The organism is Kitasatospora sp. NPDC048722, assembly GCF_040650235.1.
GTDB lineage: Bacteria > Actinomycetota > Actinomycetes > Streptomycetales > Streptomycetaceae > Kitasatospora.
In genome coordinates this window covers 113,858-137,998 of record NZ_JBEZGX010000012.1, presented here as the reverse complement: position 1 = coordinate 137,998, position 24,141 = coordinate 113,858, and the positions used below count along the sequence as shown (strand labels likewise).

Genomic DNA, 24,141 nt, shown 5'->3' with positions numbered 1-24,141 from the left:
GATGACGACCGCCACCGAGCACGCGATCGGCGGGGCGGTGCCCCGGCAGCGCCGGGGGCTGTCCGCGACCCTGCACGACTCCTGGGTCGTCGCCAAGCGCAACCTGCGCCGGATGTCCCGGATCCCGGAGATCGTGGTCTTCGGGCTCATGCAGCCCGTCATGTTCGTGCTGCTCTTCTCCTACGTCATGGGCGGCGCGATCCAGATCCCCGGGACGCAGGCCAGCTCCAACTCCTACATCCAGTTCCTGATGGCCGGCATCTTCGCCCAGACCGTCACCTTCGCGACCGCCGGGGCCTCGGCCGGCATCGCGGAGGACATGACCAAGGGCCTGGTGGACCGGTTCCGCTCGCTGCCGATGGCCCGCTCGGCGGTGCTGGTCGGGCGCACCCTGGCCGACCTGGTCCAGACGGCCTTCACCGTGATCGTGCTGGCCCTGGTCGCCCTGGCGGTCGGCTGGCGGATCCACGACGGGATCCTGAAGGCGCTCGGCGCGTTCGTGCTGCTGCTCCTGCTCGGCTACGCCTTCTCGTGGATCGGCGCGCTGATCGGCCTGTCGGTGCGCAGCCCGGAGGCGGCCACCTCGGCCGGTCTGATCTGGCTGTTCCCGCTGACCTTCGTGTCCAACGCGTTCGTGCCGGTCAGCTCGATGCCGGGCTGGCTGCAGGGCATCGCCTACTGGAACCCGTTCAGCGCCACCGTGCAGGCCTGCCGGGACCTCTTCGGCAACCAGGTCGGGCCGGTGGACGGCGTGTGGCCGATGCAGCACGCGGCGCTGGTGTCGCTGGCCTGGTCGGTGCTGATCACGGCGGTGTTCTCGTGGCTGTCGGTGCGCAAGTACCGCTCGGCCGCGGGCTGATCACGGCCCGGACGTGCCGAAGGGCGGCCGCGGAGCTCCGCGGCCGCCCTTCGCCGTGCCTGCGGGTGGATCAGCCGGCGTGCGGCGTGACCTTGAGGATCTTCACCATGGCGGGCCGGCCGTTGGGCAGCTCGTAGGTGGCCTCGTCGCCGATCTGCTTGCCGTCGATCGCGCGGCCCAGCGGGGACTGCGGCGAGTACACGTCCAGGTCGCCGGAGCTGGCCACCTCGCGCGAGGCGAGCAGGAACTCCATGGTGTCGTCCTCGTCGCCGTCGAAGGCGACCGTGACGATCATGCCCGGGGCCACCACGCCCGAGTCCGCGGGGGCCTCGCCGACCTTGGCGCGCTCCAGGAGCTGGGTCAGCTGGCGGATGCGCAGCTCGTACTTGCCCTGCTCCTCCTTGGCGGCGTGGTAACCGGCGTTCTCCTTGAGGTCGCCCTCCTCGCGCGCCGCCTCGATCTTCTGGGCGATCTCGATGCGCCAGGGTCCGGTCAGGTGATCCAGCTCGGCCTTGAGCTGGTCGTAGCCGGCCTGAGTGAGCCAGGTCACGTTCTCACTGGTCTGGGTCACGGGTGCTCCTCGTAGGTGCTGGGGCTGTGCTGAGGGTGTGAGTCGTCAGCAGGGGGTTGGTGGTGATATCGGTCTCAACTACAAATCAACGCCCGCTCCCGTACCATCCGGTGCGGAAGGGGCGAAACCACGAGCCTAACAAGTCCTGCCGACAAGCGGGATAGTCGTTTGCGCGCCATTGACGGCGGCGTTGCGCCAAGGTGTACAGCGAGCGGTGCGGGCCCCTGTCTGGATGCCCGTTCGCGAGATCGAATATGCGCGGGTTGCCGGGCGCGGCGCCACCGAATGCCCGGCGGTTCGCGGGTCACTTGGCCGGCGTGCAGCCCAGGAGCTCGGCGGTGGTGCCCCGGGCGGTGGTGCGCAGGCTGACCACGGTGTCGTAGCTGGATCCCGCGGCGGGGACGGGGAAGTCGGCCAGGCCGACCACGGAGCCGTCGGAGCCCTGCGAGCGGACGGTGCAGCTGCCGGCCGTCCCGTCGCCCTTGCTCACCGAGAGGTGCAGCTGCACCTCGGAGTCCGACACCACCTGGAAGGTCGGCACCGAACCGTTGATCGCCGTCTCGCGGAGCAGGTACGAGCCGCCCAGCCAGGCGACCACGCCGAGGCCCAGCACGCCGCAGACCGCGCCGACGACCTTCAGGCGGCGGTCCGCCTCGCGGTCGGCGCTTTTGCCGTAGCGCCCCTCGGGCAGCTTGGCGGTGGTGGTGTCTGCGGTCATCGGGACGAGTCCTCTCCGGGGAAGGGCCGCGCGGGTGGTGCGGGGGAATGCGGCGCTCCTCCAGTCCGTCACTATAGGAGGGGCACGCCCGCGGCCGATGCGGCGGGGCGGGGCCCGGCCGTGCCGGCGGACGTCCGGCCGCCCGGTCCCGCGGTGACACGGTCCCTGAGTGTGCGGCTCGGACGACGGGCGGGCCGGCTTCGCGCCGGCGCCCGGACCATATGGAAGGAACGCAAGGCGTTGACTGAGCAGTTGCGACTGATGGCGGTGCACGCCCACCCGGACGACGAGTCCAGCAAGGGCGCGGCCACCATGGCCATGTACGTCGACCAGGGGGTGGACGTGCTCGTGGCCACCTGCACCGGGGGAGAGCGCGGGTCGGTCCTCAACCCCAAGCTCCAGGGGGACCCGTACGTCGAGGAGAACATCCACGAGGTCCGGCGCAAGGAGATGGACGCCGCGCGGGCGATCCTCGGTGTCCGGCAGGCCTGGCTGGGCTTCGTCGACTCCGGCCTGCCCGAGGGGGACCCGCTGCCCCCGCTGCCCGAGGGCTGCTTCGCCCTGCAGGACGTGAAGGAGGCGGCCGAGCCGCTGGTCCGGCTCATCCGCGAGTTCCGGCCGCAGGTCATCACGACCTACGACGAGAACGGCGGCTACCCGCACCCCGACCACATCATGACCCACAAGATCACGATGGTGGCCTTCGACGCCGCCGGGGACCCGGACGCCTACCCGGAGGCCGGCGAGCCCTGGCAGCCGCTGAAGCTGTACTACAACCACGGCTTCCCGATGGACCGCATCCGCGCGCTGCACGCCTACCTCACGGAGCACGGTCACGACTCGCCGTACGGCGAGTGGATCGCGAACTGGGAGAAGAGCGGCCGCAAGGAGCGCGAGATCACCACCCGGGTGCGCTGCGACGACTGGTTCGAGACCCGCGACCGCGCGCTGATCGCCCACGCCACCCAGATCGACCCGGACGGCCCGTGGTTCCGCGTCCCGCTGGAGGTCCAGCGCGAGGTGTGGCCCACCGAGGACTACGAGCTCGCCCGTACCCTGATCGACGTGGACCTGCCGGAGGACGACCTGTTCGCCGGCCTGCGCACCCCCACCCTGGCGGCCGAGGCCGCCGACACGCGCGACTGAACCACCCCCCGACGGCCCGGCTCGCCGTGAGCCGGGCCACCATAGAGATATGAGCGCCCCCGTGAACCTCGTCCACCTCGCCGCCGACCTCGCCGTCGACGACGCCAAGGTCACCCCCGGTCTCCTCGGCTTCGTCGTCTTCGCCGCCCTCGGCGTGGCCACCTGGTTCCTGGCCAAGTCGATGAACCGCCAGTTCAAGAAGGTCAACTTCGCCGAGGACCCGGAGTCCCCGAAGGAGTGATCCCCGGCCCCCCGTCCGGGCGCCGATGCGCGAGGATGGGGCCATGCCGAACCGTCTCGCGGACGCGACCTCGCCCTACCTGCTGCAGCACGCCGACAACCCGGTCGACTGGTGGCCGTGGGGCCCGGCGGCCTTCGAGGAGGCGCGTCGGCGCGGCGTGCCCGTGCTGCTGTCCGTCGGGTACGCGGCGTGTCACTGGTGCCACGTCATGGCGCACGAGTCGTTCGAGGACGAGGGCGTCGCCGGGTACCTCAACGAGCGGTTCGTCGCCGTCAAGGTCGACCGCGAGGAGCGGCCGGACGTCGACGCCGTCTACATGGAGGCCGTGCAGGCGGCCACCGGGCAGGGCGGCTGGCCGATGACGGTGTTCCTGACGCCGGACAAGGAGCCGTTCTACTTCGGCACGTACTTCCCGCCGCAGCCCCGGCACGGCATGCCGTCCTTCCGGCAGGTGCTGGAGGGTGTCGAGGCCGCCTGGCGGGACCGGCGCGAGGAGGTCGGCGAGGTGGCCGGGCGGATCCGGGCCGACCTCGCCGAGCGGGCCTCGGTGTACTCGGCCGGCGCGCACCACCCGCCCGCGGCGGCCGACCTGCACCAGGCGCTGGTCACCCTCAGCCGCGACTTCGACGAGCGGCGGGGCGGCTTCGGCGGCGCGCCCAAGTTCCCGCCGGCCATGGTGATCGAGTACCTGCTGCGCCACCACGCCCGCACCGGCTCGCAGGCGGCGCTGGAGATGGCCGTGCGCACCGGCGAGGCGATGGCCCGCGGTGGCATCCACGACCAGCTCGGCGGCGGCTTCGCCCGGTACGCGGTGGACGCCGGGTGGGTCGTGCCGCACTTCGAGAAGATGCTGTACGACAACGCGCTCCTGCTGCGCGCCTACCTGCACCTGTGGCGCGCCACCGGGTCCCCGCTGGCGCGTCGGGTGGCGCTGTCGACGGCGGACTTCCTGCTGCGCGAACTGCGCACGCCCGAGGGTGCGTTCGCCTCCGCGCTGGACGCCGACAGCCTCGACGAGGAGACCGGCGCCTCCGCCGAGGGCGCGTACTACGTGTGGGAGCCGGGCCAACTGGTGGACCTCCTCGGCCCGGCCGACGCCGCCACCGCCGCCCGGCTGTTCTCGGTGACCGCGGACGGCACGTTCGAGCACGGCACCTCCGTCCTCCAACTCCTCGCCGACCCCGATGACTTCGACGAGTTCGAGGCCATCAGGGAGCGGCTGCTCGCGGCCCGTGCCCAGCGGCCGGCCCCCGCCCGCGACGACAAGGTCGTCGCCGCGTGGAACGGCCTCGCGATCGCCGCCCTCGCCGAGACCGGCGCCCTCCTCGACCGGCCCGACCTCGTCGAGGCCGCCGAGCGCGCCGCCGACCTGCTGCTTGCCGTCCACCTCACCCCCGACGGGCGGCTGCTGCGCACCTCCAGGGACGGCCGGGCCGGTGCCAACGCGGGCGTGCTGGAGGACTACGCGGACACCGCCGAGGGCTTCCTCGCGCTGTACGCCGTCACCGGCGGGGCGGAGTGGCTCCAGCTGGCGGGCGGGCTCCTCGACACCGTGCTCAAGCACTTCACCGACGACGCGTCCGGCGCGCTCTACGACACCGCCGACGACGCCGAGGAGCTGATCCGCCGCCCGCAGGACCCGACCGACAACGCGACCCCGTCCGGCTGGACGGCCGCCGCCGGCGCCCTGCTCACGTACGCCGCCTACACCGGCTCGGCCCGCCACCGCACCGCCGCCGAACGGGCGCTCGGCATCGTCGGCGCGCTCGCCGCCCGGGCGCCGCGCTTCATCGGCTGGGGTCTCGCCGTCGCGGAGGCGCTGCTCGACGGGCCGCGCGAGGTCGCCGTCGTCGGCCCCGCGGACGACCCGGCGACGGCCGCGCTGCGGCGGGCGGCACTGCTGGCCACCGCGCCGGGGGCGGTCGTGGCGGTCGGGGCGCCGGCGACCGGCGACACCGAGGTCCCGCTGCTGGCAGACCGGCCGCTGGTGGGCGGCGCGCCCGCCGCGTACGTCTGCCGGCACTTCGCGTGCGACGCGCCGACCACGGACGCGGCGGTGCTGGGCGAGCGGCTGGGCGTGGCCGTCGAGTAGCCGCGGGCGGCGCGCGGCGGCCGGTTAATCGGTGGTGGCCGTGGCCGGGGCGGCGCGAGAATGGCGCATGGCCTGGACCCTGAGCAGTTCCCTCGACGACTTCCGCGAGCGGGCGGGCGGCTTCCTCGCCGCGCACCCGGCCGAGAACACCGTCCTGCTCACGGCCGTGCACCGGCTCGCCGAGTCGGGGCTGCAGGTCTTCGGGCCGCGGCCGCCGGCCTTCGGGTGGTGGACCGCGGTCCCGGGCGGCCCGGTCCTGGGCGCCTTCCTGCAGACGCCGCCCCACGAGCCCCGGCTCGGCCGCATGCCGGCCGACGCTGCGGCCGATCTCGCAGCCGAACTCGCCTCCGCAGGACCGGAGTTCGCGGAGGTCAACGGCGTCTGCGGCGGGGTGGGCGCGGTTCGCGCCTTCGCCTCCGCGTGGACGGCGACCACCGGGTGCCGGCAGTCCGTCAAGGAGAACCAGCGGCTGTACCGGCTCGGCGAGCCGGCCGGCCCGCCGCGCCCGCCGGCCGGCCGCCACCGGCAGGCCTCGGTGGCCGACCGGGAGCTCGTGATCCGCTGGTACGAGGAGTTCGCGGCCGAGGCCGGTGTCCTGGCGCCCGACATCCCGCGGTCCGTCGACGACCGCATCGCCGCCGGGGGCCTGCACCTCTGGGAGGACGGCGGCGAGCCGGTCGCGCTGGCCGGTAACAGCCCGGTGACCGCCGGGATGTCCCGCATCGGCCCCGTCTACACCCCCGCCGACCGCCGCGGCCGCGGCTACGCGAGCGCCGTCACGGCCGCCGCCACGGCGCACGCCCTCGCCGAGGGTGCCGCGGAGGTGCTGCTCTACACCGATCTGGCCAACCCGGTCAGCAACTCGATCTACCAGCAGATCGGGTACCGGCCGGTGGAGGACTGCCTCGGGGTGGACTTCACGCGGTAGCGGCCGAGGCCCCGTCGCGTCGCGGGGGATCACTCCCAGTCCCACCGGACCCCGAGCAGGCACGGGGTCAGCGCCGTCGCGACGAGGTGCACGCAGTGGTGCCCGTCCAGCGTCAACTCCTCACTCTCGTACGGTGCTTCGCCCGGCGAGTGGAGAGCGAAGCGGTGGCAGCGGACGGGCAGGGCGGCCGGGTCGAAGGTGACCTGGAGGACGTACTGGCCCGCGCCCGAGTTGAAGCCTCGGACGTACTCGCAGCTGGGCTCGGGCGAGGGCGCGTCGTCGAAGCCGTATCCGAGCAGGTGGGTGTCGCCCGCCCGCAGCCGGCGGTCGAGGAGGAGCTCGGCGACGAGCAGGTGGTGGGCCTGGTCGCGGCGGACGCGGCCCGGGCGGCAGTTCTCCTCGGCACGGACGCCGACGCGGGTGATGTCGCAGCCCGGGTCGCCCTGGTAGAGGGCGAGGTAGCGGTCGATGCCGTCGCGGTGGGCGCGCAGGGCGTGCTGGGAGTCGCGGCGGGCGAGCTGGCGGTCGGGGCCGATGCGGATCCGCTCGATGTGGGTGATGGTGTGCAGCCCGGTGTCGCGGGGGCCGGCGATGGTGGCGAGCAGGTCGTCGACCGCCGTTGCCGGGGTGATGAGGTCGCGGTAGGGGCGCACGGGCGGGCCCGTGGGGGCGGTGTCGGCGGCGCGGCGCGGGCCGAGCAGCCGGGTGAGGGAGTGCTCGGGCAGGTCCAGGACCTCCTCCAGGGCGGCGACGGCACGGAGCGATTCCGGCCGTTCGGGGCGCCGCCGGCCCTGCTGCCAGTAGCTGAGGCTGGTGAGGCCCACGTGGACGCCGCGCAGTGCGAGGTGGCGCCGGACGCGGTGCAGGGCGAGGCCGCGGGCGGTGATGGCGGTGCGCAGGGCCAGGTGGAACGGGCCGGTGCGCAGCGCGGCGGCGAGATCGGGGTGCTCGCTGCGGTGCATGTCTTCCTCCTGGGGAACGGGCGTGGGGAGCCCAGGATTTGACCGTGAATATTCACATCAGCCCGGCTGTTTGTCACCCGCCCGGGCGTGTCGCGCGGGCGTTCCACGGGCGGTGTTCACAGCAGGTCGCGCCCGTTCACACCTGATCCGCGATGCCCGCGGCGACCGTTGACCGGCCTTCGTCAACGGCGCGATGCTCATGGCGCGATCCGGACCGCGCCCCCACACAGCACTTCCCTCTGCTCGTGCAAGGAGGCATTCCCCCATGCCAGTTCCACGGATACGGCTGCGCCGCGCGGTCTCGGTGCTCGCGCTGGGCGTGCTCGGCCCGGCGCTCACCGCGGCCGCGGCCACGCCGGCCGCCGCCGTCCCCGGCCAGGACCGGGTCCCCACCCCGGTCCGGCCGCACGCCCAGGTCCGCCAGGCCGCCGCGCCCGGCAGCACGGCCGACCTGGCCGGCACGTACAAGAAGCTCAACATCACCATGCAGCAGCAACAGCAGACCAACTGGTGCTGGGCGGCGAGCGGGAACACCATCGCCACCTGGTTCGGCTACAACTACAGCCAGAACCAGTTCTGCAACGCGGCGTTCGGCCGCTCGGTGGACTCCAGCTGCCCCAACAGCCAGGCCACGCTGGGCGACGTCCAGAACGCGCTCGGCTGGATCGGCATCAACCCCGGTTCGTACGTCACCGGCTACCTGCGCTACAGCACGGTGCAGGCCGAGGTGGACGCGAACCGGCCGATCGAGGCGCGCATCCAGTGGAGCTCGGGCGGCGGGCACATGCACGTCCTCTACGGGTACGACACCGGCAACAACTGGGTCTACTGGGGCGACCCGTGGCCCTCCAACTACCGCTACAACTGGGCGGACTACTGGTACTACGTGAACAACGACACGTTCTCGTGGACCCACTCCCTGTACCGGATCGGCGCGTGAGGGGCGACCATGACTGACCTCGGGAAGACCCGTCGGGCCGCCACCACCGCCCTGCTGGCGGCCGGCCTCACGCTGGCCCTCGCGCCGGCCGCGCACGCCGACGCACCGGCCGGCGCGCCCGCGCCGGTGGCCGCCGCCGACCTGGCGAAGGCCCGCGACGCCGTGCAGAGCCCGGCCGTGCTGGACAGGCTCGGCCACTTCTTCGCCCGCAAGGGCGTCCCGCCGACGCAGCAGCTGACCATCGGCGCGGCCGAGGAGGCGCGGGCGGCGACCGCGGAAACGCCCCGACTCGCCGGTGACACCGTGCCGGTGTACACCCTGGACGCCGCCTTCGTGGCCGGCACCCCGGGCGCGGCCGTCGCGAAGGCGGAGTTCACCGCGAGCAAGGTGGTCGCGGCGGACGGGCAGACCGCCTCGGTGTGGACGGTCCGCCAGGGCGACGACTGGAGGGTCGTCAACATCGCCTCGGGCGGTGACGAGGGCGACTACGCGGCGAAGGCGGCGGCGGACGGCGGCACCGCGTTCCGCGAACCGCAGATCAACGCGTGGTACGTGCTGCGCGACGGCCGGGTGCTGCCGCTCGACGACGAGGCCCGCCGCTCGGTGGGCGCGGACGGGGTGGCGCTGGCCGCGTACCAGCAACTGGTCCACCGGCGGTACGGCGACAAGCTGCCCGGTTCGGCCTACGACCGGGCGGGCGAGGGCGGCGGCTACCAGGTGGGCGCCGCCGCACCGGAACCGGCGGGCCACGGTTCGCTGCTGCCCGCCGTGACGGCGGGCGCGGCGCTGGGTGCCACCGCGCTGGTCGGCGCGGTCGCGGTCCTGCGGCGGAGGACTGGCGCCCGGCGAGGGTAGGGCGTCACCGCACGGGGAGGCGGGGTCCGGCGAAGTGCCGGGCCCCGCCCTCGTGCGTCCAGGTGCGTGTCGGCGCGTGCGGTCGCGTGTGGACGGGGACGGCACGGTCGGCCGGACATGGCGGCCGTCGACCCGGGAGGGTGATCCCGGGGTCCGCGGGGGCCGTCCGGTCCGTGTTTAAGTGCGGCTCCCGCACATGGAATTGACGCAACGTTGATCTGTCGTTCGCCGTCCGGAGGCAGCTTGGAGTGACTGACGGTAGATACCATGTGGCAATCGGTCAGTGCTGGCCGACGCGTGCCGAGAGCGGAGAAGGGGTGGGGCGGCAGGAGCCGACCACGAGCCCGGCGCCGGGAAAGGGGAGCCGTAGTGGCTGACAGTGACGACAGGCGGGCCGGTGCCCAGGTGTGGGGCGCGGCCGTGGTGGTGGGGTCCGCGCTGGCCGTGGTCGCGGCCTATCTGATCAACGGTGCCGCGCTGGTCCTGGCGGTCGCCGGGGTCGAGGTGCTGCTGCTCATGGTGTACGTCGCCCGGCGCTGGCGGGCGCTGCACCGGGCGGACGCGCCCGGCGGCCACCGCCCGTCCGCCGCGCCCCCGAACGCCGCGCACTGCGAGCGCTGCCGCCGGGCCCACGAGGTGCTCGACGCGCGCCAGTCGCGCGGCGGCGCGGGCCGCGTGCCGCACCGGCGCCACCCGCAGGGCCGGGCGCCGCACGAGCACCCCTGGACGGCCGAACGGGCGGTCACCCGGTCCGTGGACGTGGACCGGACGACCGCCCGCCGTGGAGCGCCGGACTCAGCCGGCCGCGCTGTAGGCCACCAGTGAGACCCCGACGTACTGCACGATGAACGCGCCGAGCGTGAAGGCGTGGAACACCTCGTGGAAGCCGAACCAGCGCGGTGACGGGTCGGGCCGCTTGAGGCCGTACACCACCCCGCCGATGCTGTAGAGCACCCCGCCGACGATCATCAGCACCAGGACGGCCACGCCGCCGGTGCGCAGGAAGTCCGGCAGGAAGAACGCCGCGGCCCAGCCCAGCGCGATGTACACCGGCGTGTACAGCCAGCGCGGCGCGCCGACCCAGAACACCCGGAACGCGATCCCGGCCAGCGCGCCGCCCCAGACCGCCCAGAGCAGCACCTGCTGGGCGGCGCCCTTGAGCAGCAGGATCGTGAACGGCGTGTAGGTCCCCGCGATGATCAGGAAGATGTTCGCGTGGTCCAGCCGGCGCAGGACGGCGTCCCCGCGCGGCCCCCAGTCGAAGCGGTGGTAGACCGCGCTGACCCCGAACAACAGCCACGCACTCGCCGAGTAGATCGCGCACGCGATCTTGGCGGGCGTGGAGTCGGCCAGGCAGATCAGGACGATCCCGGCCGCGACGGTGGCGGGGAACATCCCGGCGTGCAGCCAGCCGCGCCACTTCGGTTTGCTCTCCGTCGCGTTCCCGGCGCCCCGCACGAGCTCTGCAGTCATGCGCAGCATGCTACCCCTTACTTACGGGTCCGTAGGTTACTGGCAGGTAGGAAGTGGCGATCGCCACACTTCGACATTTTGGAGCAATTGAAGTGTGGCGCAGCGCACTCCGTCTCGGACGTGAGCGACGTGTTACTTGCCAGTAATCATACTTACTGTAGTAAAAGATGCGTCAATTTCACCGGTGTGCCGCAATCCGGCCTTGAACCCGGAGCTACGCTGCAAGCACCCTCAGACCCCCGCTACGCCGTCTCCCCGCCGGGATGGCGTGAAGGAGCGATCGTGTCGTACGAGATCTCTGCTGTCAGCGCATCCGCGCCCACCCGTCACCAGCGCCTGGTGGCGTGGGTGAGCGAGATCGCTGAGCTCACCCAGCCGGCCCGCATCGAGTGGTGCGACGGCTCCGACGAGGAGTACCAGCGCCTCGCGGACCTGCTGGTGGCTCAGGGCACCTTCAAGAAGCTGAACGAGGAGAAGCGCCCGAACTCCTACTACGCCGCCTCGGACCCGTCCGACGTGGCGCGCGTGGAGGACCGCACCTTCATCTGCTCCGAGCAGGAGAAGGACGCCGGGCCGACCAACCACTGGAAGGCCCCCGCCGAGATGCGCGAGGTCTTCCAGGGTGAGCAGGGCCTGTTCCGCGGTGCCATGAAGGGCCGCACGATGTACGTCGTGCCGTTCTCGATGGGCCCGGTCGGCTCCCCGCTGGCCGCCTACGGCGTCGAGATCACCGACTCCGCCTACGTCGCCGTGTCGATGCGCGTCATGACCCGCATGGGCAAGGCCGTGCTCGACCAGCTCGGCGAGGACGGCGACTTCGTCAAGGCCGTCCACACCGTCGGCGCCCCGCTCGCCGAGGGCGAGGCGGACGTCCCGTGGCCGTGCAACAGCACCAAGTACATCTCGCACTTCCCGGAGACCAAGGAGATCTGGTCCTTCGGCTCGGGCTACGGCGGCAACGCCCTGCTCGGCAAGAAGTGCTACGCGCTGCGCATCGCCTCGACGATGGCCCGCGACGAGGGCTGGCTCGCCGAGCACATGCTCATCCTGAAGCTCACGCCGCCGTCCGGCGAGGTCAAGTACGTGGCCGCGGCCTTCCCGTCGGCCTGCGGCAAGACCAACCTGGCGATGCTCCAGCCCACCATCCCGGGCTGGAAGGTCGAGACGATCGGCGACGACATCGCCTGGATGCGCTTCGGCGCCGACGGCCGCCTCTACGCGATCAACCCGGAGGCCGGCTTCTTCGGCGTCGCCCCCGGCACCGGCGTGGACACCAACGCCAACGCCATCGACACCCTCTGGGGCAACACGGTCTTCACCAACGTCGCCCTCACCGACGACGGCGACGTGTGGTGGGAGGGCCTCACCGAGGAGCCCCCGGCGCACCTCACCGACTGGCGCGGCAACGACTGGACCCCCGAGTCCGGCACCCCGGCCGCCCACCCGAACGCCCGCTTCGCCGTCCCGGCCGCGCAGTGCCCGACCATCGCCCCCGAGTGGGAGGACCAGGCGGGCGTGCCGATCTCGGCGATCCTGTTCGGCGGCCGCCGCGCCACCGCCGTCCCGCTGGTGACGGAGTCCTTCGACTGGCAGCACGGCGTCTTCCTCGGCGCCAACATCGCCTCCGAGAAGACCGCCGCCGCCGAGGGCACCGTGGGCGAGCTGCGCCGCGACCCGTTCGCGATGCTGCCGTTCTGCGGCTACAACATGGGCGACTACTTCGCCCACTGGCTGAAGGTCGGCGCCCAGGCGGACGCGGCCAAGCTGCCGAAGATCTACTACGTGAACTGGTTCCGCAAGAACGCCGAGGGCAGCTTCGTCTGGCCCGGCTACGGCGAGAACAGCCGCGTGCTCAAGTGGATCGTCGAGCGCCTGGAGGGCACCGGCGAGGGCGTGGAGACCCCGATCGGCGTGCTGCCCACCACCGAGGGCTTCGACCTGGACGGCCTGGAGCTGGCCAAGGAGGACGTCGAGCTGCTCTTCACCGTGGACGCCGACATCTGGCGCCAGGAGGCCGCGCTCGTGCCGGCCCACCTGGAGATGTTCGGGGACCACACCCCGAAGGAGCTGTGGGACGAGTACAAGAGCCTCGTCGCGCGTCTCGGCTGAGCCTGAGCCTCAGCCGTGACAACGGCCGGTGCGCTGCACGAACTTCGCACCGGCCGAGCGACAGGACGGCCGGAGCCCCCCGCCGGACGGTCTTTCCCCGACCAAGGAGACCGTCCGGGCCGAGGCTCCGGCCGTAGTGTTTTTTCGCGCGTTCCGCCGGCCCCTACGGCTGGGTGTAGCCGCTGAGGAAGTCGCCGATCCTGGTGACGGCGTCGGTGATCTCCTCGGCGCGCGGCAGGGTGACGAGGCGGAAGTGGTCCGGCTCGGGCCAGTTGAAGCCGGTGCCCTGGACCAGCAGGATGCGCTGGGAGCGCAGCAGGTCGAGCACCATCTGGGCGTCGTCCTTGATCTTGTAGACCTTCGGGTCCAGCCGGGGGAAGGCGTACAGCGCGCCCTTGGGCTTGACGCAGCTGACGCCGGGGATGTCGTTGAGCAGCTCGTACGCGGCGTCGCGCGAGGCGAGCAGCCGGCCGCCGGGCAGGACGAGGTCGCGGATGGACTGCCGCCCGCCGAGCGCCGCGGCCACCGCGTGCTGGGCCGGCATGTTGGCGCACAGGCGCATCGAGGCGAGCACGGTGAGGCCCTCGATGTAGCTGCGGGCGCGGGTGCGGTCGCCGGACAGGACCATCCAGCCGGAGCGGAAGCCGGCCACCCGGTAGGACTTGGACAGCCCGTTGAAGGTGACGCAGAAGAGGTCGGGCGCGAGCGTGGCCAGCGGGACGTGCTCGGCGTCGTCGTAGAGGATCTTGTCGTAGATCTCGTCCGCGTAGACGACCAGCTTGTGGCGGCGGGCGATCTCGACGATCCCCTCCAGCACCTCGCGCGGATAGACCGCGCCGGTCGGGTTGTTGGGATTGATCACGACGATGGCCCGGGTCCGGTCGGTGACCTTGGCCTCGATGTCGGCGAGGTCCGGGTACCACTCGGCCTGCTCGTCGCAGCGGTAGTGCACGGCGGTGCCGCCGGCCAGCGAGACCGAGGCGGTCCACAGCGGGTAGTCGGGCGCCGGGACGAGCACCTCGTCGCCGTCGTCGAGCAGCGCCGTCATGGCGAGCTGGATCAGCTCGGACACGCCGTTGCCGAGAAAGACGTCGTCGACGGAGAGACCGTGCAGGCCGCGGTCCTCGTAGTGCATGACGACGGCGCGGCGGGCGGACAGGAGGCCCTTGGAGTCGCCGTAGCCGTGCGCGGTCGCGAGGTTGCGCAGGATGTCCTGGAGGATCTCCGGGGGCGCCTCGAACCCGAACACGGCGGGGTTCCCGGTGTTGAGCTTGAGGATGCGGTGGCCCTGTTCCTCCAACCGCATCGCCTCGTCGAGCACCGGCCCGCGGATGTCGTAGCAGACGTTGGCGAGCTTGCTGGACTGGATGACCTGCATGCCTGCCTACTTTAGGGCCACGACCGGGCCCCGCGGCGCGTGTCCTGGAACACATGCGGCGGGGCCCCGCGAGGGCTCCTTCGATCGGCAGGCGGGCGCCGTCAGCCGACCTTCCAAACCAGGGGTGCCGTGTCCAGGATGTTGCCGTACGTGAGGAAGGCCGGCGGGTTCTCGTTCGGAACGAGATAGACGGCACACAGCTTCACCGACTGCCCGGGCGCGAGCGTCACGAGCGCCTTGGTGTCGCACTGCGGGATCGCCTTCTCCAGGGTCGGCGCCGGCAGCGCGCCCGCCGAGTGGTCCTTCGGCTTCACCCACACCCGCATCATGTAGGCGTCCTGGGCGAGCGCGGTCCCGGTGCGGTTGGTGAACGTCATGCTGACGTAGTACGGGGTCTTGCCGGTGGTGAGGTCCGGCAGGAAGCCGAACGGGGCGATCTCGTTCGCGGTGCCCTTGGTGATCGAGACGGCCGTGGCGTCCACGGTCGAGCTCTTGCCGAGGTAGCGGCCGGTGCCGCCGAGCGCGAGCGGGTGGTCGTAGCTGACCTGCGTGACGTTGTTGCCGCCCGCGGTGACCGACGGCTGCGGGCCGTCCCCGGGCGCGGCCGGGGCGCCGGTGGCCGCGGAGGGGGCGGCGCCGGGCGTGGCCGGCGGGGTGGCGGTGGCGGGCGGCGCGGCCGGGGCGCCGGTGCTCGCGGCCGGATCGGCGTTGTCCGGGCCGCAGGCGGTCAGCAGCAGCGCGAGCGCCGCGGCCGGAACTGCGGCGCGGGCGGCCCGGGTTGTGAACCGGGTCTTCGTCATGGTCGTTCCCCCGTTGGATGATGTGGGTCGGTGGGCCCCGCCCGCCGGGCGTCCCGCTTCGTCATGCGGGCGCCGAGTGAGAGGGGGTTGCGCCGGTGATGCTAGCGGCCGCCGGGGCGGTGCCGGCCGGTTTTCTGATGGCCCCGCTGCTGCGGGGCCTGGTGGCCAGGTTCGCCGTGCCCGAGGGCGGGGCGTGGTGCCGGGTCTGTCCGTCGTGCGCGGCTCCGACGCTGCTGCTGCCGCCGACCGGGCGCTGCCCGGGCTGCCGGGAGCGGCTGGGCGCCGGCGCGTGGACGGTCGAGGCCGCCGCCGCGGCCGTCGCCGTCGCCGTGGTGCTCGCGGCGGACGGGTCGTCGGCCGCGGCGCTGGCCTGGGCGGCCGGGCTCGGCGTGGTACTCGCCTTCGTCGACGGCCGGGTGCGCCGGCTGCCGTACCGGCTGACGCTGCCGCTGGCCGCCGGACTGGCCGTGCTGCTGGCCGGGTCCGCCGTGGCCGAGGGCCGGCCGGGGGTGCTGGTGCGCTGCCTGCTGGTGGCGCTCACGGCCGGGGCCCTGTTCGAACTGCCGGTCTGGCTGGGCCTGATGGGCCCGGGGGACTCCCCGCTGGCGTTCGCGCTGGGCGGTCTGCTCGGCTGGTACGGCTGGGGCGTGGCGTTCAGCGGGCTGTTCTTCACCGTCCTGCTGGCCGGTCTGTGGGCGGTGCTGAGGGCCGTCGCCGCCCTGGCGCGCCGCCGGCCGGTGCGCGGACTCGACATCCCGGTGGGCCCGTTCCTGCTGCTCGGCACGCTGTTCGCGGTGGTGGTGCGCTGAGCGGCCGGGGCACGCACGGGCGGGGCCCGCAGCACCGGTCGCGGTACTGCGGGCCCCGCCGCGGACGCGCCCGCCCCACCCTCGAGGAGCGGCGCGTCGCGGGGAGTCAGGTCCTTGCGGTGCTCACTGCATCTTGTGGACGAACGGGCCGACCGCGTTGGAGAACGCGTTGCCGTTGCTGGCGTCCCAGTTGGTGGACCAGGTCATCGCGCCGCGGATGGTCGGCCACTTGGCCGGCGGGACGAAGCTGCCGCAGTTGTTGCCGGTGGCCAGGCAGTTGAGCGCGTTGTCCACCACCGACGGGTCGACGTAGCCGCCGCTGGCCGCCTTGGCGGAGGCGGGGACGCCGATGCCGACCTGGTCGGGCCGCAGCCCGCCCTGGATGTGGGTGCAGACCTGCGAGGTGATGAAGTCGATCGTGCCCTGGTTGTAGACCTTGCCGTCGCAGCCGTTCATGCCGCCCGAGTTGTAGAACTGGGTGTTGACGACGGTCAGGATGTCCTTGGTGTTGAGCGCCAGCTGGAAGTAGGTGCCGGCGGTGCTGTACATCCCGATCGTCTCGGGCGCCATCGTCAGGACGAAGCCGGGGCCGACCTTGGCCTGCAGGGCGTGCAGCGCGTCGCCGAGCGGGCCGGGCTGGACGCCGTTCTCCAGGTCGACGTCGATGCCGTCGAAGCCGTAGTCCTTGAGGATCGCGGCGGCGCTGTTGGCGAACGCGGCGCCGGCCGTCGCGTCGCCGACGCTGATCGCGCCGTTCTGGCCGCCGATGGACAGGACGACCTTCTTGCCGGCCGCCTGCTTGGCCTTGATGTCGGCGCGGAACTGTGCGTCGGTGTAGCCGCCGAGGGCCTTGGACAGGCCCGGGTCCAGGGTGAAGCCGATCGCGCCGGTCTGGGTGGGCACGGCGTCGGCGAAGGAGACCGCGATGATGTCGTAGGCGCTCTGGACGTCGGCCAGGCGCTGCGGGGTCGAGCCGTTGTCGAAGTTCTGCCAGTAGCCGGTGACGGCGTGCGCGGGCAGACCGGTGGCCGGTGGCGTGGTCGGCGGGGCGGTCGGGGTCGCGGTGGCGGTCGGCGTGGCCGTGGGGGTCGGCGTGGCGGTCGGAGTGGGGGTCCGGGTCGGCGTCGGGGTCGCGGTGGCCGTCGGGGTCGCGGTCGGCGTGGCGGTGGCCGTCGCGGTCGGGCTCGGCGCCGGGGTGCCACCCGGGCCGGCCAGGCTCACGTCGTCCGCGAGGTAGGCGGCCTGGCCGTACCAGCCGTGCAGGTACAGCGTGATGCTGGTGGCGTTCGGGCCGGTGGTGAAGGTGGTGGCCAGCTGGTTCCAGCCGGTCTGGTTCGACCACACGCTCGGGTCGGTGGCGCCGGTGCCGCGCGCGCCGAGGTAGACGTACGGGCCCTGGACCCACGCGCTCAGCGAGTAGCTGGAGTTGGGCAGCACGCTGACGGTCTGGGTGCACTCGGCGGTGTCCGCCGATGCCGGGGCGGCCTGGAGCGCGCCGCTGCCGGAGTGGACCGGGGCGGAGACGGCGGCGGCGGTGCCGGTGCAGGTCCAGCCGGCGAGCCCGTTCTCGAAGCCGCCGTTGGTGACGAGCTCTCCGACGGCCGCGCTCGCGCCGCCGGCGAGGAGCGCGAGGCCGGTGCCGGCCAGCGCGAGGGCGGTCGCACCGGCGGCGACGGCCGGGAGGGGGCTGCGCCGGCGCTTGTGCGCGGGCTGGTTCGGCGTAAGGGCCATGGGGTGACGCTCCTGGGGGAGGAGCGGCCGCCGCGGTGGGGGTCGCGGCGGCCGCGTGTGGGGGAGGGGAGGTCCGCGGTCATGCTGGAGGAGGGGCCGGGACCGTCGCGTCGATCTCGTTCCGTCCCGGATCAAAAGCTGGACTAGACCATTGCCGGGCGTCAAGCACCGGAACGTCGGCTTACGGATTCCTTAAGGAACCGGAGACCGTTCCGTGGCCGTCGCCGCCGGCCCCGCCCGCGGCCCGCGACACGCACGCCGCGACAGACTTCGTACAGGACCGTGACCAGACCGCTACCTGCGGCTTTCCCGGTCGCCTGCGCGCCGGAGTAGGCTGCGCCGGGGTGGTGACGCACCCGCCGAAATGAGTACGGAGGGGCCGAAAACATGGGTCTGCGCGATGTCGTGGAACGCACGCCGGGGCTGCGCACGCTGCTGCACGGCGCGTACGGGCTCTACGGCCGCCGGGTCGAGGTCCACCTCGCCCGTACCCCCAACCACATCGGCGTGATCCTCGACGGCAACCGCCGCTGGGCCAAGGCCGCCGGCGGCTCCACCGCGTACGGCCACCAGCGCGGCGCCGACAAGATCAGCGAGTTCCTCGGCTGGTGCGACGAGACCCACGTCAAGGTCGTCACCCTCTGGATGCTCTCCACCGACAACCTCGACCGGCCCGCCGACGAACTCGTCCCGCTGCTCGGGATCATCGAGGACGCCGTCACGGGCCTCGCCGCCGCCCGCCGGTGGAAGGTGCACCCGGTCGGCGCGCTGGACCTGCTCCCGCAGCACACCGCCGACGTGCTCAAGCGCGCCGCCGAGGAGACCGCCGGGATCGAGGGCATCACCGTCAACGTCGCCGTCGGCTACGGCGGCCGGCACGAGATCGCAGACGCCGTCCGCTCGCTGCTCCAGGAGCACGCCGAGCGCGGCACCTCGATCGAGGAACTGGCCGGGATCCTGGACCCGGAGCACATCGCGGAGCACCTCTACACCCGCAACCAGCCCGACCCGGACCTGATCATCCGCACCTCGGGCGAGCAGCGGCTGTCCGGATTCCTGCTCTGGCAGAGCGCGCACAGCGAGTTCTACTTCTGCGAGGCGTACTGGCCGGCCTTCCGCAAGGTCGACTTCCTGCGGGCGCTGCGCGCGTTCGAGCAGCGGCACCGGCGCCTGGGCCTGTAGCGCCCGCCGCTCCCGACTGACCCCCCGTAGGGGTGGCCTACCCGGCCGCCGCGCGAGGCCAAACGTTCACCGGCAATGATCCGTCAGTTCGCCAGGGGCGCGAATGCACCGCCCCTCGCCTGGGAATACTCCAGTCAGTCCGGTCCCGGGGCCACCGGGGCAGCGGGGCCGGCTTGCCGCGGATGACGCAGGGTCATCCGCTCTGGAGGCCTAGTGGTCAGTTCCAAGAGCCGCCGGACACCAGACCGGCGCACGTACGTTCTCGACACCAGCGTGCTCCTGGCGGACCCTCTCGCCATGACCCGCTTCGAGGAGCACGAGGTCGTCCTCCCGGTGGTCGTCGTCACCGAGCTGGAGGCCAAGCGGCACCACCCCGAGCTGGGCTACTTCGCCCGCCAGGCGCTGCGGCTGCTCGACGACTACCGCATCCGCCACGGCCGGCTCGACGAGCCGATCCCGGTCGGAGAGCTCGGCGGGACCATCCGGGTCGAGCTCAACCACTCTGACCTGTCGATACTGCCGGCCGGCTACCGCTCCGGGGGAGGCGAGGCGGACACCCGGATCCTCGCGGTCGCCCGCAACCTGCAGGCCGAGGGCTACGACGTCACCGTCGTGTCCAAGGACCTGCCGCTGCGGATCAAGGCCAGCTCGGTGGGCCTGCTCGCCGAGGAGTACCGGGCCGAGCTCGCGATCACCTCCGGCTGGACGGGCATGTCCGAGCTGCACGTCGCGGCCGACGACGTGGACGCGCTGTTCGCGGCCGGCCACGACGCCGCGGTGGACATCGAGGGGGCCGCCGAGCTGCCCGTCCACACCGGACTGGTGCTCACCTCGGAGCGCGGCCGCGCGCTCGGCCGGGTGACCGGCGACGGCCGGGTCCGGCTGGTGCGCGGCGAGCGGGAGGCGTTCGGCCTGCGCGGGCGCAGCGCCGAACAGCGGGTCGCGCTGGACCTGCTGCTCGACCCGGACGTCGGCATCGTCTCGATGGGCGGCCGGGCCGGCACGGGCAAGTCCGCGCTGGCGCTGTGCGCGGGGCTGGAGGCGGTGCTGGAGCGGAGGCAGCATCGCAAGGTGATGGTCTTCCGGCCGCTGTACGCGGTCGGCGGGCAGGAACTCGGCTACCTGCCGGGGTCCGAGACGGAGAAGATGAGCCCCTGGGCGCAGGCGGTCTTCGACACCCTCTCCGCCGTCACCACTCCGGACGTGATCGAGGAGGTCATCGCACGGGGGATGCTGGAGGTCCTGCCGCTCACCCACATCCGCGGGCGCTCGCTGCACGACGCCTTCGTGATCGTGGACGAGGCGCAGTCGCTGGAGCGGAACGTCCTCCTGACGGTCCTGTCCCGGATCGGCCAGGGCTCGCGGGTGGTGCTCACCCACGACGTGGCGCAGCGGGACAACCTCCGGGTGGGCCGGTACGACGGCGTGGTGGCGGTGGTGGAGAAGCTGAAGGGGCATCCGCTGTTCGCGCACATCACCCTCACCCGCTCGGAGCGCTCGCCGATCGCGGCTCTGGTCACGGAAATGTTGGAGGACATCCACCCGTGATCCACAACTGACCGGGACATAGTCGGACAATCCGGTCAACTTTGCATGTGGGGCCCGCTCCTGACGGAGCGGGCTCCGTCCGTTTCATCACATCGAGTACCTGTCTGTCCGGAGAACTCCCGTGCGATGAATGTGACATGCGCCACGCGGACGGGAATTGCGTCGAACGTGTCCGGTGCGGCATGGTGAGGTTTCTGTCAGGCCCCGCGTACGGCGCGGCAGGGCTTCCGGGTGACCGGAGTCCGGCCCGGAAGGTCCGCCAACTCCGTTCGGTGGACGCACAATTGAAAACCGATGAGCCGTACGCCGCCCGATTCAAACGCCCGGTCGCCTCACCTCGGCCGGACGCCGGGCCAGCACCTCCCGTGACCAGAGCAGCTACGGAGGTCCGTGCCAAGGGGCATGTTGCGTCCGCACGGTCACGCGTGGGCGATGCTGGAAGGAAACCATGTGACTCGGATCTCGGTCCGGGGAGTTGCTGTGGCCTCCGCCACCGCCGTCACCGCCGTCGGTGCCGTCGTGGGTGTGGCCTCGGGCAGCGAGGGCAAGACCACGCAGACGGTCGACGTCGCCGGCGCGACCTTGCTCGCCGAAGTCCCCTCTGGCGCCCAGGCGCAGATCATCAGTGACAACATCGGCCAGCAGGCGTCCTCCCAGCAGGCCTCTGCCGAGGCTGCCGCCAAGGCCGCCGCGGAGCAGAAGGCCGCCGAGGAGGCCGCGCGCCAGAAGGCCGCCGCCGACGCCCAGGCGAAGGCGGACGCGCAGGCCAAGGCCGACGCCGCCGCCAAGGCGGCCGCGGACGCCCAGGCGAAGCGGCAGGCCGACGAGGCCGCCAACCGCTCCAAGGCCCGCTCGGCCCTGGCCGCCACGGACAACAGCGCCCCGCCGGTCTCGGTCAGTCCGGGCTCGGTGCAGGACATCGCGCGGCAGATCGTCGGCAACGACACCCAGTTCCAGTGCTTCAGCCAGATCGTGAAGCGCGAGAGCGGCTGGGACTACACCGCGACCAACAAGAGCTCCGGTGCCTACGGCCTGGTCCAGGCGCTGCCCGGCTCCAAGATGGCCTCGGCCGGTGCCGACTGGCGCACCAACCCGGCGACCCAGATCCAGTGGGGCCTCAGCTACATGAACAGCCGCTACGGCAGCCCCTGCGGCGCCTGGTCGTTCTGGCAGGCCCACAGCTGGTACTAGGAGCCACCCGCCGCGGCGGACTCCACGCAAGGCCACGGCCCCCGGCCGCTCACCCGCTGAGCGCCCGGGGGCCGTGTCGTTCGCGACCCCGCCGGGCGGGCGGGCCGCGCCGCCCGGCCGCGCTGACCAACGCGCTCACGGGCGGTGCGGTCCGGGGTGCGGACGCGGGGCGCGGGAAGGGGTCCTGGTTTTGCTTCCCGCGCCGACCGGTCCGCCGGCGGATGGCTGGGGGCCGCTCCGGCTTCGGGGTCTCGCTCCGACACCTCCCCAGCGTCGTGCATCCGAAACCTTGCGTTCCGTCCCCATTTACGGGTGTTTGCCCGCCGGGTGGGTGCGTTCGAACCGGAGTCGGCCGGGCCGAACCCGCCGGGCGGCCGGTCGCACCCCGCCCCGGGCGGGTAGCGTCATCCCTGACGGCCGTGGCGTGACGCACGGCGTACCGCCGGGCGACGGCGGACCGGCACGGGAGCGGTGGTAGCGAGGATGGCGCGGGGCGGGAAGGCCTTCAAGGCCGTGGCCAAGGGCATGGCCGTGGTGGCGAGTGCGGCCGCCGTGATCGAACGGCGCCGGCGGGCCGCGATGGCGGCCGATCCGCACGACGCCGTCCCGCTCCCGGACGCCCTCCCGGACACCGACCGGGCCGGCGCGCCCGCCGCCGTGGCCGCACCGGCCCCGGCCGACGCGGCCGGGCCGCTGCCCGTCCCGCGCACCGACCCCGCCCCCGTCGCGGAGGCGCCGCCCGCCCCGGTGGAACCGGCCGCTCCGGCGCCGGTCGCGCCGGGTGCCCAGGGCGCGCACCCCCGGGAGTACCACCCCGGCCGGCCCGCGACGCCCGTCGAGGCCGTGCCGTGGGGTCTGCGGGTCGCCGCCGAGTCCACCTGGCGGCTGCTGCTGCTCGGCGCCGCGCTCTACGTCGTCTTCTACGTCGTCGACATGCTGCGGCTGGTCGCCTTCTCGGTGCTGGCCTCGCTGCTGATCTCGGCGCTGCTGGAGCCCTCGGTCTCCTGGCTGCGCCGCCACGGCGTGCCGCGCCCGCTCGCGGCCGTCGGGGTGTTCCTGAGCGGCCTGGCCGGGATAGGGCTGGTCGGCTGGTTCGTGGTCTGGCAGGTCAGCACGAACCTGTCGGACGTCACCAGTCAGGTCCAGAAGGGTGTCATCCAGCTGCGGGACTGGCTGATCGACGGCCCGCTGCACCTGACCCAGCAGCAGATCACCGACTTCGCCAACCAGATCACCAAGGCGATCACCACCAACACGGACCAGATCACCTCGGCCTCGCTCACCACCGCGCAGATCGCCGTCGAGGTGCTGACCGCGGTGCTGATGACCTTCTTCACCACGTTCTTCTTCATCTACGACGGCCAGAAGATCTGGAACTGGGCGCTGCGCGGGCTGCCCCGGCACTCCCGCTTCGCGATGGCCGGGGCCGGGCCGAAGGCCTGGACGACACTGACCGCGTACGTGCGCGGCACCGTGTGCGTGGCGTTCATCGACGCGGTCTGCATCGGCATCGGGATCGACCTGCTGGGCGTGCCGATGGCGATGCCGCTGGCCGTGATCATCTTCCTGGGCGCCTTCGTGCCGCTGGTCGGCGCGCTCGTCACGGGCACCGCGGCGGTCCTGATCGCGCTGGTCACGCAGGGCCCGTGGACGGCGCTGATGGTGCTGGTCGTGCTCGTCGCGGTGATGCAGATCGAGAGCCACGTGCTCCAGCCGCTCATCCTCGGGCGCGCGGTGCGGGTCCACCCGCTGGGCGTCGTGCTCGGCGTCGCGGCGGGCGGCATCATCGGCGGCATCGGCGGCGCGGTCGTGGCCGTCCCGCTGATCGCCGTCACCAACACCGTCGTGACCCACCTGCGCAAGCGCAACGAGGCCGGGCAGGCCGTGTTCACCGCGCTGGAGAACGCCCGCGAGGCGGCCGGGCGCACCGCCGCGCCCCCGGCCGCCGCTCCCGCCCCGGCTCCGGTCGCCGACTGAGACGACCGGGCCGACCGGTCGACCGGGACGACGGAAGGGCCCCGCCGGACGGCTGTCCGGCGGGGCCCTTCGGGTACGCGCGCGTCCGTCAGGCGTCGACGGCGGCGAGGGCGGCCTCGGAGTCGAGGACGCCGGCCACGGCCTGGAGCACGGCGGCGATCTTCATCGAGGCCTGGATGACCTCGCGCTCGACGCCGGCCTTGCGCAGCACGGCCTCGTGCGAGTCGAGGCACTGGCCGCAGCCGTTGATGGCCGAGACCGCGAAGCACCAGAGCTCGAAGTCGACCTTCTCGACGCCCGGAGTGCCGATGATGTTCATCCGCAGACCGGCCCGCATGCTGCTGTACTCCTTGTCGGAGAGCAGGTGCAGCGTCCGGTAGTAGACGTTGTTCATCCCCATGACGGCCGCGGCGCCCTTGGCGGCGTTGTACGCCTCCGGGGAGAGGTTGGCCTTGGCCTCGGGCTCCAGCTCGCGCAGCACGGCGGGGCTGCGGGTGGCCATCGCGCAGGAGAGGACGGTGCCCCACAGCTGCTGGGCGGGGAGGTCGGAGTTGCCGATGACCGAGCCCAGGTTGAGCTTGAGGTCCTTGGCGTAGTCCGGGAGGGCGGACTTCAGGTCGTCGAGGGCCAT

At 72.8% G+C, this 24,141-nt stretch carries 22 protein-coding genes; 14 read left to right on the top strand and 8 right to left on the bottom strand.

Annotation, left to right across the window (positions count from 1 at the left end; genetic code table 11):
* Position 1 precedes the first annotated feature (1 nt).
* On the top strand, positions 2–859 hold the full coding sequence (locus tag AB0C76_RS12160; RefSeq protein WP_359963479.1) for an ABC transporter permease: 858 nt from the start codon (positions 2–4) through the stop codon (positions 857–859).
* A gap of 70 nt (positions 860–929) precedes the next feature.
* Here AB0C76_RS12160 and greA read toward each other — a convergent pair whose 3' ends face one another.
* Positions 930–1,430 (bottom strand): transcription elongation factor GreA, encoded by a 501-nt coding sequence (gene greA / locus AB0C76_RS12155; RefSeq protein ID WP_329927394.1) that lies wholly within the window; start codon positions 1,428–1,430, stop codon positions 930–932.
* A gap of 304 nt (positions 1,431–1,734) precedes the next feature.
* Positions 1,735–2,148 carry a DUF4307 domain-containing protein gene (locus AB0C76_RS12150; protein ID WP_359963476.1) on the bottom strand — a complete coding sequence of 138 codons (414 nt, stop codon included), beginning with the start codon at positions 2,146–2,148 and terminating at the stop codon, positions 1,735–1,737.
* A 240-nt stretch (positions 2,149–2,388) separates the two neighbouring features.
* Here AB0C76_RS12150 and mca point away from each other — a divergent pair, with 240 nt between their 5' ends.
* From mca to AB0C76_RS12130, 4 genes are all read left to right on the top strand, one after another.
* Entirely contained in the window at positions 2,389–3,294 is a 906-nt protein-coding gene (mca, locus tag AB0C76_RS12145) for a mycothiol conjugate amidase Mca (protein WP_359963473.1), read from the top strand.
* A 49-nt stretch (positions 3,295–3,343) separates the two neighbouring features.
* On the top strand, positions 3,344–3,535 hold the full coding sequence (locus AB0C76_RS12140) for a hypothetical protein (RefSeq protein ID WP_329927391.1): 192 nt from the start codon (positions 3,344–3,346) through the stop codon (positions 3,533–3,535).
* A 43-nt stretch (positions 3,536–3,578) separates the two neighbouring features.
* Positions 3,579–5,627 carry a thioredoxin domain-containing protein gene (locus tag AB0C76_RS12135; RefSeq protein WP_359963470.1) on the top strand — a complete coding sequence of 683 codons (2,049 nt, stop codon included), beginning with the start codon at positions 3,579–3,581 and terminating at the stop codon, positions 5,625–5,627.
* A gap of 67 nt (positions 5,628–5,694) precedes the next feature.
* Entirely contained in the window at positions 5,695–6,555 is an 861-nt protein-coding gene (locus tag AB0C76_RS12130; protein ID WP_359963468.1) for a GNAT family N-acetyltransferase, read from the top strand.
* 29 nt (positions 6,556–6,584) lie between these two features.
* On the opposite strand, the gene AB0C76_RS12125 is transcribed toward AB0C76_RS12130, so the two are convergent.
* The gene (locus AB0C76_RS12125) at positions 6,585–7,517 is read right to left on the bottom strand and encodes a hypothetical protein (protein ID WP_359963465.1); all 933 of its coding nucleotides are present in this window, start codon (positions 7,515–7,517) and stop codon (positions 6,585–6,587) included.
* Positions 7,518–7,782: 265 nt separating this feature from the next.
* On the opposite strand from AB0C76_RS12125, the gene AB0C76_RS12120 reads away from it, so the two are divergent.
* The 3 genes from AB0C76_RS12120 to AB0C76_RS12110 all read left to right on the top strand — a co-directional run bounded on the left by AB0C76_RS12120 (position 7,783) and on the right by AB0C76_RS12110 (position 10,137).
* On the top strand, positions 7,783–8,457 hold the full coding sequence (locus AB0C76_RS12120; protein ID WP_359963462.1) for a papain-like cysteine protease family protein: 675 nt from the start codon (positions 7,783–7,785) through the stop codon (positions 8,455–8,457).
* Between the two features lie 9 nt (positions 8,458–8,466).
* Positions 8,467–9,312: a hypothetical protein gene (locus AB0C76_RS12115; RefSeq protein ID WP_359963460.1), complete on the top strand. Its 846-nt coding sequence runs from the start codon at positions 8,467–8,469 to the stop codon at positions 9,310–9,312.
* 369 nt (positions 9,313–9,681) lie between these two features.
* Complete coding sequence (locus tag AB0C76_RS12110) at positions 9,682–10,137, top strand: hypothetical protein (RefSeq protein ID WP_359963457.1); 456 nt, start codon at positions 9,682–9,684, stop codon at positions 10,135–10,137.
* On the opposite strand, the gene AB0C76_RS12105 is transcribed toward AB0C76_RS12110, so the two are convergent.
* Positions 10,108–10,785 carry a hemolysin III family protein gene (locus AB0C76_RS12105; RefSeq protein WP_359963454.1) on the bottom strand — a complete coding sequence of 226 codons (678 nt, stop codon included), beginning with the start codon at positions 10,783–10,785 and terminating at the stop codon, positions 10,108–10,110. The genes AB0C76_RS12110 and AB0C76_RS12105 overlap by 30 nt on opposite strands.
* Before the next feature lie 282 nt (positions 10,786–11,067).
* On the opposite strand from AB0C76_RS12105, the gene AB0C76_RS12100 reads away from it, so the two are divergent.
* Positions 11,068–12,894, top strand: coding sequence for a phosphoenolpyruvate carboxykinase (GTP) (locus AB0C76_RS12100; protein ID WP_359963451.1), 1,827 nt, complete (start codon positions 11,068–11,070; stop codon positions 12,892–12,894).
* A gap of 163 nt (positions 12,895–13,057) precedes the next feature.
* On the opposite strand, the gene AB0C76_RS12095 is transcribed toward AB0C76_RS12100, so the two are convergent.
* Positions 13,058–14,272: a pyridoxal phosphate-dependent aminotransferase gene (locus AB0C76_RS12095; RefSeq protein ID WP_359963447.1), complete on the bottom strand. Its 1,215-nt coding sequence runs from the start codon at positions 14,270–14,272 to the stop codon at positions 13,058–13,060.
* A gap of 101 nt (positions 14,273–14,373) precedes the next feature.
* Positions 14,374–15,072, bottom strand: a complete 699-nt coding sequence (locus tag AB0C76_RS12090; RefSeq protein ID WP_359963446.1) for a hypothetical protein — start codon at positions 15,070–15,072, stop codon at positions 14,374–14,376.
* Between the two features lie 98 nt (positions 15,073–15,170).
* Here AB0C76_RS12090 and AB0C76_RS12085 point away from each other — a divergent pair, with 98 nt between their 5' ends.
* Entirely contained in the window at positions 15,171–15,881 is a 711-nt protein-coding gene (locus tag AB0C76_RS12085) for a prepilin peptidase (RefSeq protein WP_359963540.1), read from the top strand.
* A gap of 123 nt (positions 15,882–16,004) precedes the next feature.
* Here AB0C76_RS12085 and AB0C76_RS12080 read toward each other — a convergent pair whose 3' ends face one another.
* Positions 16,005–17,612, bottom strand: a complete 1,608-nt coding sequence (locus AB0C76_RS12080; RefSeq protein ID WP_359963445.1) for a glycosyl hydrolase family 18 protein — start codon at positions 17,610–17,612, stop codon at positions 16,005–16,007.
* 387 nt (positions 17,613–17,999) lie between these two features.
* On the opposite strand from AB0C76_RS12080, the gene AB0C76_RS12075 reads away from it, so the two are divergent.
* The 4 genes from AB0C76_RS12075 (at position 18,000) to AB0C76_RS12060 (ending at position 23,510) form a co-directional block, all read left to right on the top strand.
* Positions 18,000–18,794 carry an isoprenyl transferase gene (locus AB0C76_RS12075; protein WP_359963442.1) on the top strand — a complete coding sequence of 265 codons (795 nt, stop codon included), beginning with the start codon at positions 18,000–18,002 and terminating at the stop codon, positions 18,792–18,794.
* A gap of 213 nt (positions 18,795–19,007) precedes the next feature.
* Entirely contained in the window at positions 19,008–20,342 is a 1,335-nt protein-coding gene (locus tag AB0C76_RS12070; RefSeq protein WP_359963440.1) for a PhoH family protein, read from the top strand.
* A 432-nt stretch (positions 20,343–20,774) separates the two neighbouring features.
* A complete protein-coding gene (locus tag AB0C76_RS12065; protein WP_359963437.1) occupies positions 20,775–21,533 on the top strand; it encodes a transglycosylase SLT domain-containing protein in 759 nt (252 codons plus the stop codon).
* A gap of 483 nt (positions 21,534–22,016) precedes the next feature.
* Complete coding sequence (locus AB0C76_RS12060; RefSeq protein ID WP_359963434.1) at positions 22,017–23,510, top strand: AI-2E family transporter; 1,494 nt, start codon at positions 22,017–22,019, stop codon at positions 23,508–23,510.
* Positions 23,511–23,598: 88 nt separating this feature from the next.
* Here AB0C76_RS12060 and AB0C76_RS12055 read toward each other — a convergent pair whose 3' ends face one another.
* Entirely contained in the window at positions 23,599–24,141 is a 543-nt protein-coding gene (locus tag AB0C76_RS12055) for an alkyl hydroperoxide reductase (protein ID WP_329927374.1), read from the bottom strand.

Excerpts from the sequence above, each read along its gene's own strand:
- AB0C76_RS12135 (WP_359963470.1), top strand. The coding sequence starts at position 3,579 with ATGCCGAACCGTCTCGCGGACGCGACCTCGCCCTACCTGCTGCAGCAC.
- AB0C76_RS12105 (WP_359963454.1), bottom strand. The coding sequence starts at position 10,785 with ATGACTGCAGAGCTCGTGCGGGGCGCCGGGAACGCGACGGAGAGCAAA.
- AB0C76_RS12095 (WP_359963447.1), bottom strand. The coding sequence starts at position 14,272 with ATGCAGGTCATCCAGTCCAGCAAGCTCGCCAACGTCTGCTACGACATC.
- AB0C76_RS12090 (WP_359963446.1), bottom strand. The coding sequence starts at position 15,072 with ATGACGAAGACCCGGTTCACAACCCGGGCCGCCCGCGCCGCAGTTCCG.
- AB0C76_RS12160 (WP_359963479.1), top strand. The coding sequence starts at position 2 with ATGACGACCGCCACCGAGCACGCGATCGGCGGGGCGGTGCCCCGGCAG.
- AB0C76_RS12140 (WP_329927391.1), top strand. The coding sequence starts at position 3,344 with ATGAGCGCCCCCGTGAACCTCGTCCACCTCGCCGCCGACCTCGCCGTC.
- AB0C76_RS12055 (WP_329927374.1), bottom strand. The coding sequence starts at position 24,141 with ATGGCCCTCGACGACCTGAAGTCCGCCCTCCCGGACTACGCCAAGGAC.
- AB0C76_RS12115 (WP_359963460.1), top strand. The coding sequence starts at position 8,467 with ATGACTGACCTCGGGAAGACCCGTCGGGCCGCCACCACCGCCCTGCTG.
- AB0C76_RS12080 (WP_359963445.1), bottom strand. The coding sequence starts at position 17,612 with ATGGCCCTTACGCCGAACCAGCCCGCGCACAAGCGCCGGCGCAGCCCC.
- AB0C76_RS12150 (WP_359963476.1), bottom strand. The coding sequence starts at position 2,148 with ATGACCGCAGACACCACCACCGCCAAGCTGCCCGAGGGGCGCTACGGC.
- AB0C76_RS12075 (WP_359963442.1), top strand. The coding sequence starts at position 18,000 with ATGGGTCTGCGCGATGTCGTGGAACGCACGCCGGGGCTGCGCACGCTG.
- AB0C76_RS12060 (WP_359963434.1), top strand. The coding sequence starts at position 22,017 with ATGGCGCGGGGCGGGAAGGCCTTCAAGGCCGTGGCCAAGGGCATGGCC.
- AB0C76_RS12065 (WP_359963437.1), top strand. The coding sequence starts at position 20,775 with ATGCTGGAAGGAAACCATGTGACTCGGATCTCGGTCCGGGGAGTTGCT.
- AB0C76_RS12125 (WP_359963465.1), bottom strand. The coding sequence starts at position 7,517 with ATGCACCGCAGCGAGCACCCCGATCTCGCCGCCGCGCTGCGCACCGGC.
- AB0C76_RS12120 (WP_359963462.1), top strand. The coding sequence starts at position 7,783 with ATGCCAGTTCCACGGATACGGCTGCGCCGCGCGGTCTCGGTGCTCGCG.
- AB0C76_RS12085 (WP_359963540.1), top strand. The coding sequence starts at position 15,171 with ATGCTAGCGGCCGCCGGGGCGGTGCCGGCCGGTTTTCTGATGGCCCCG.
- AB0C76_RS12130 (WP_359963468.1), top strand. The coding sequence starts at position 5,695 with ATGGCCTGGACCCTGAGCAGTTCCCTCGACGACTTCCGCGAGCGGGCG.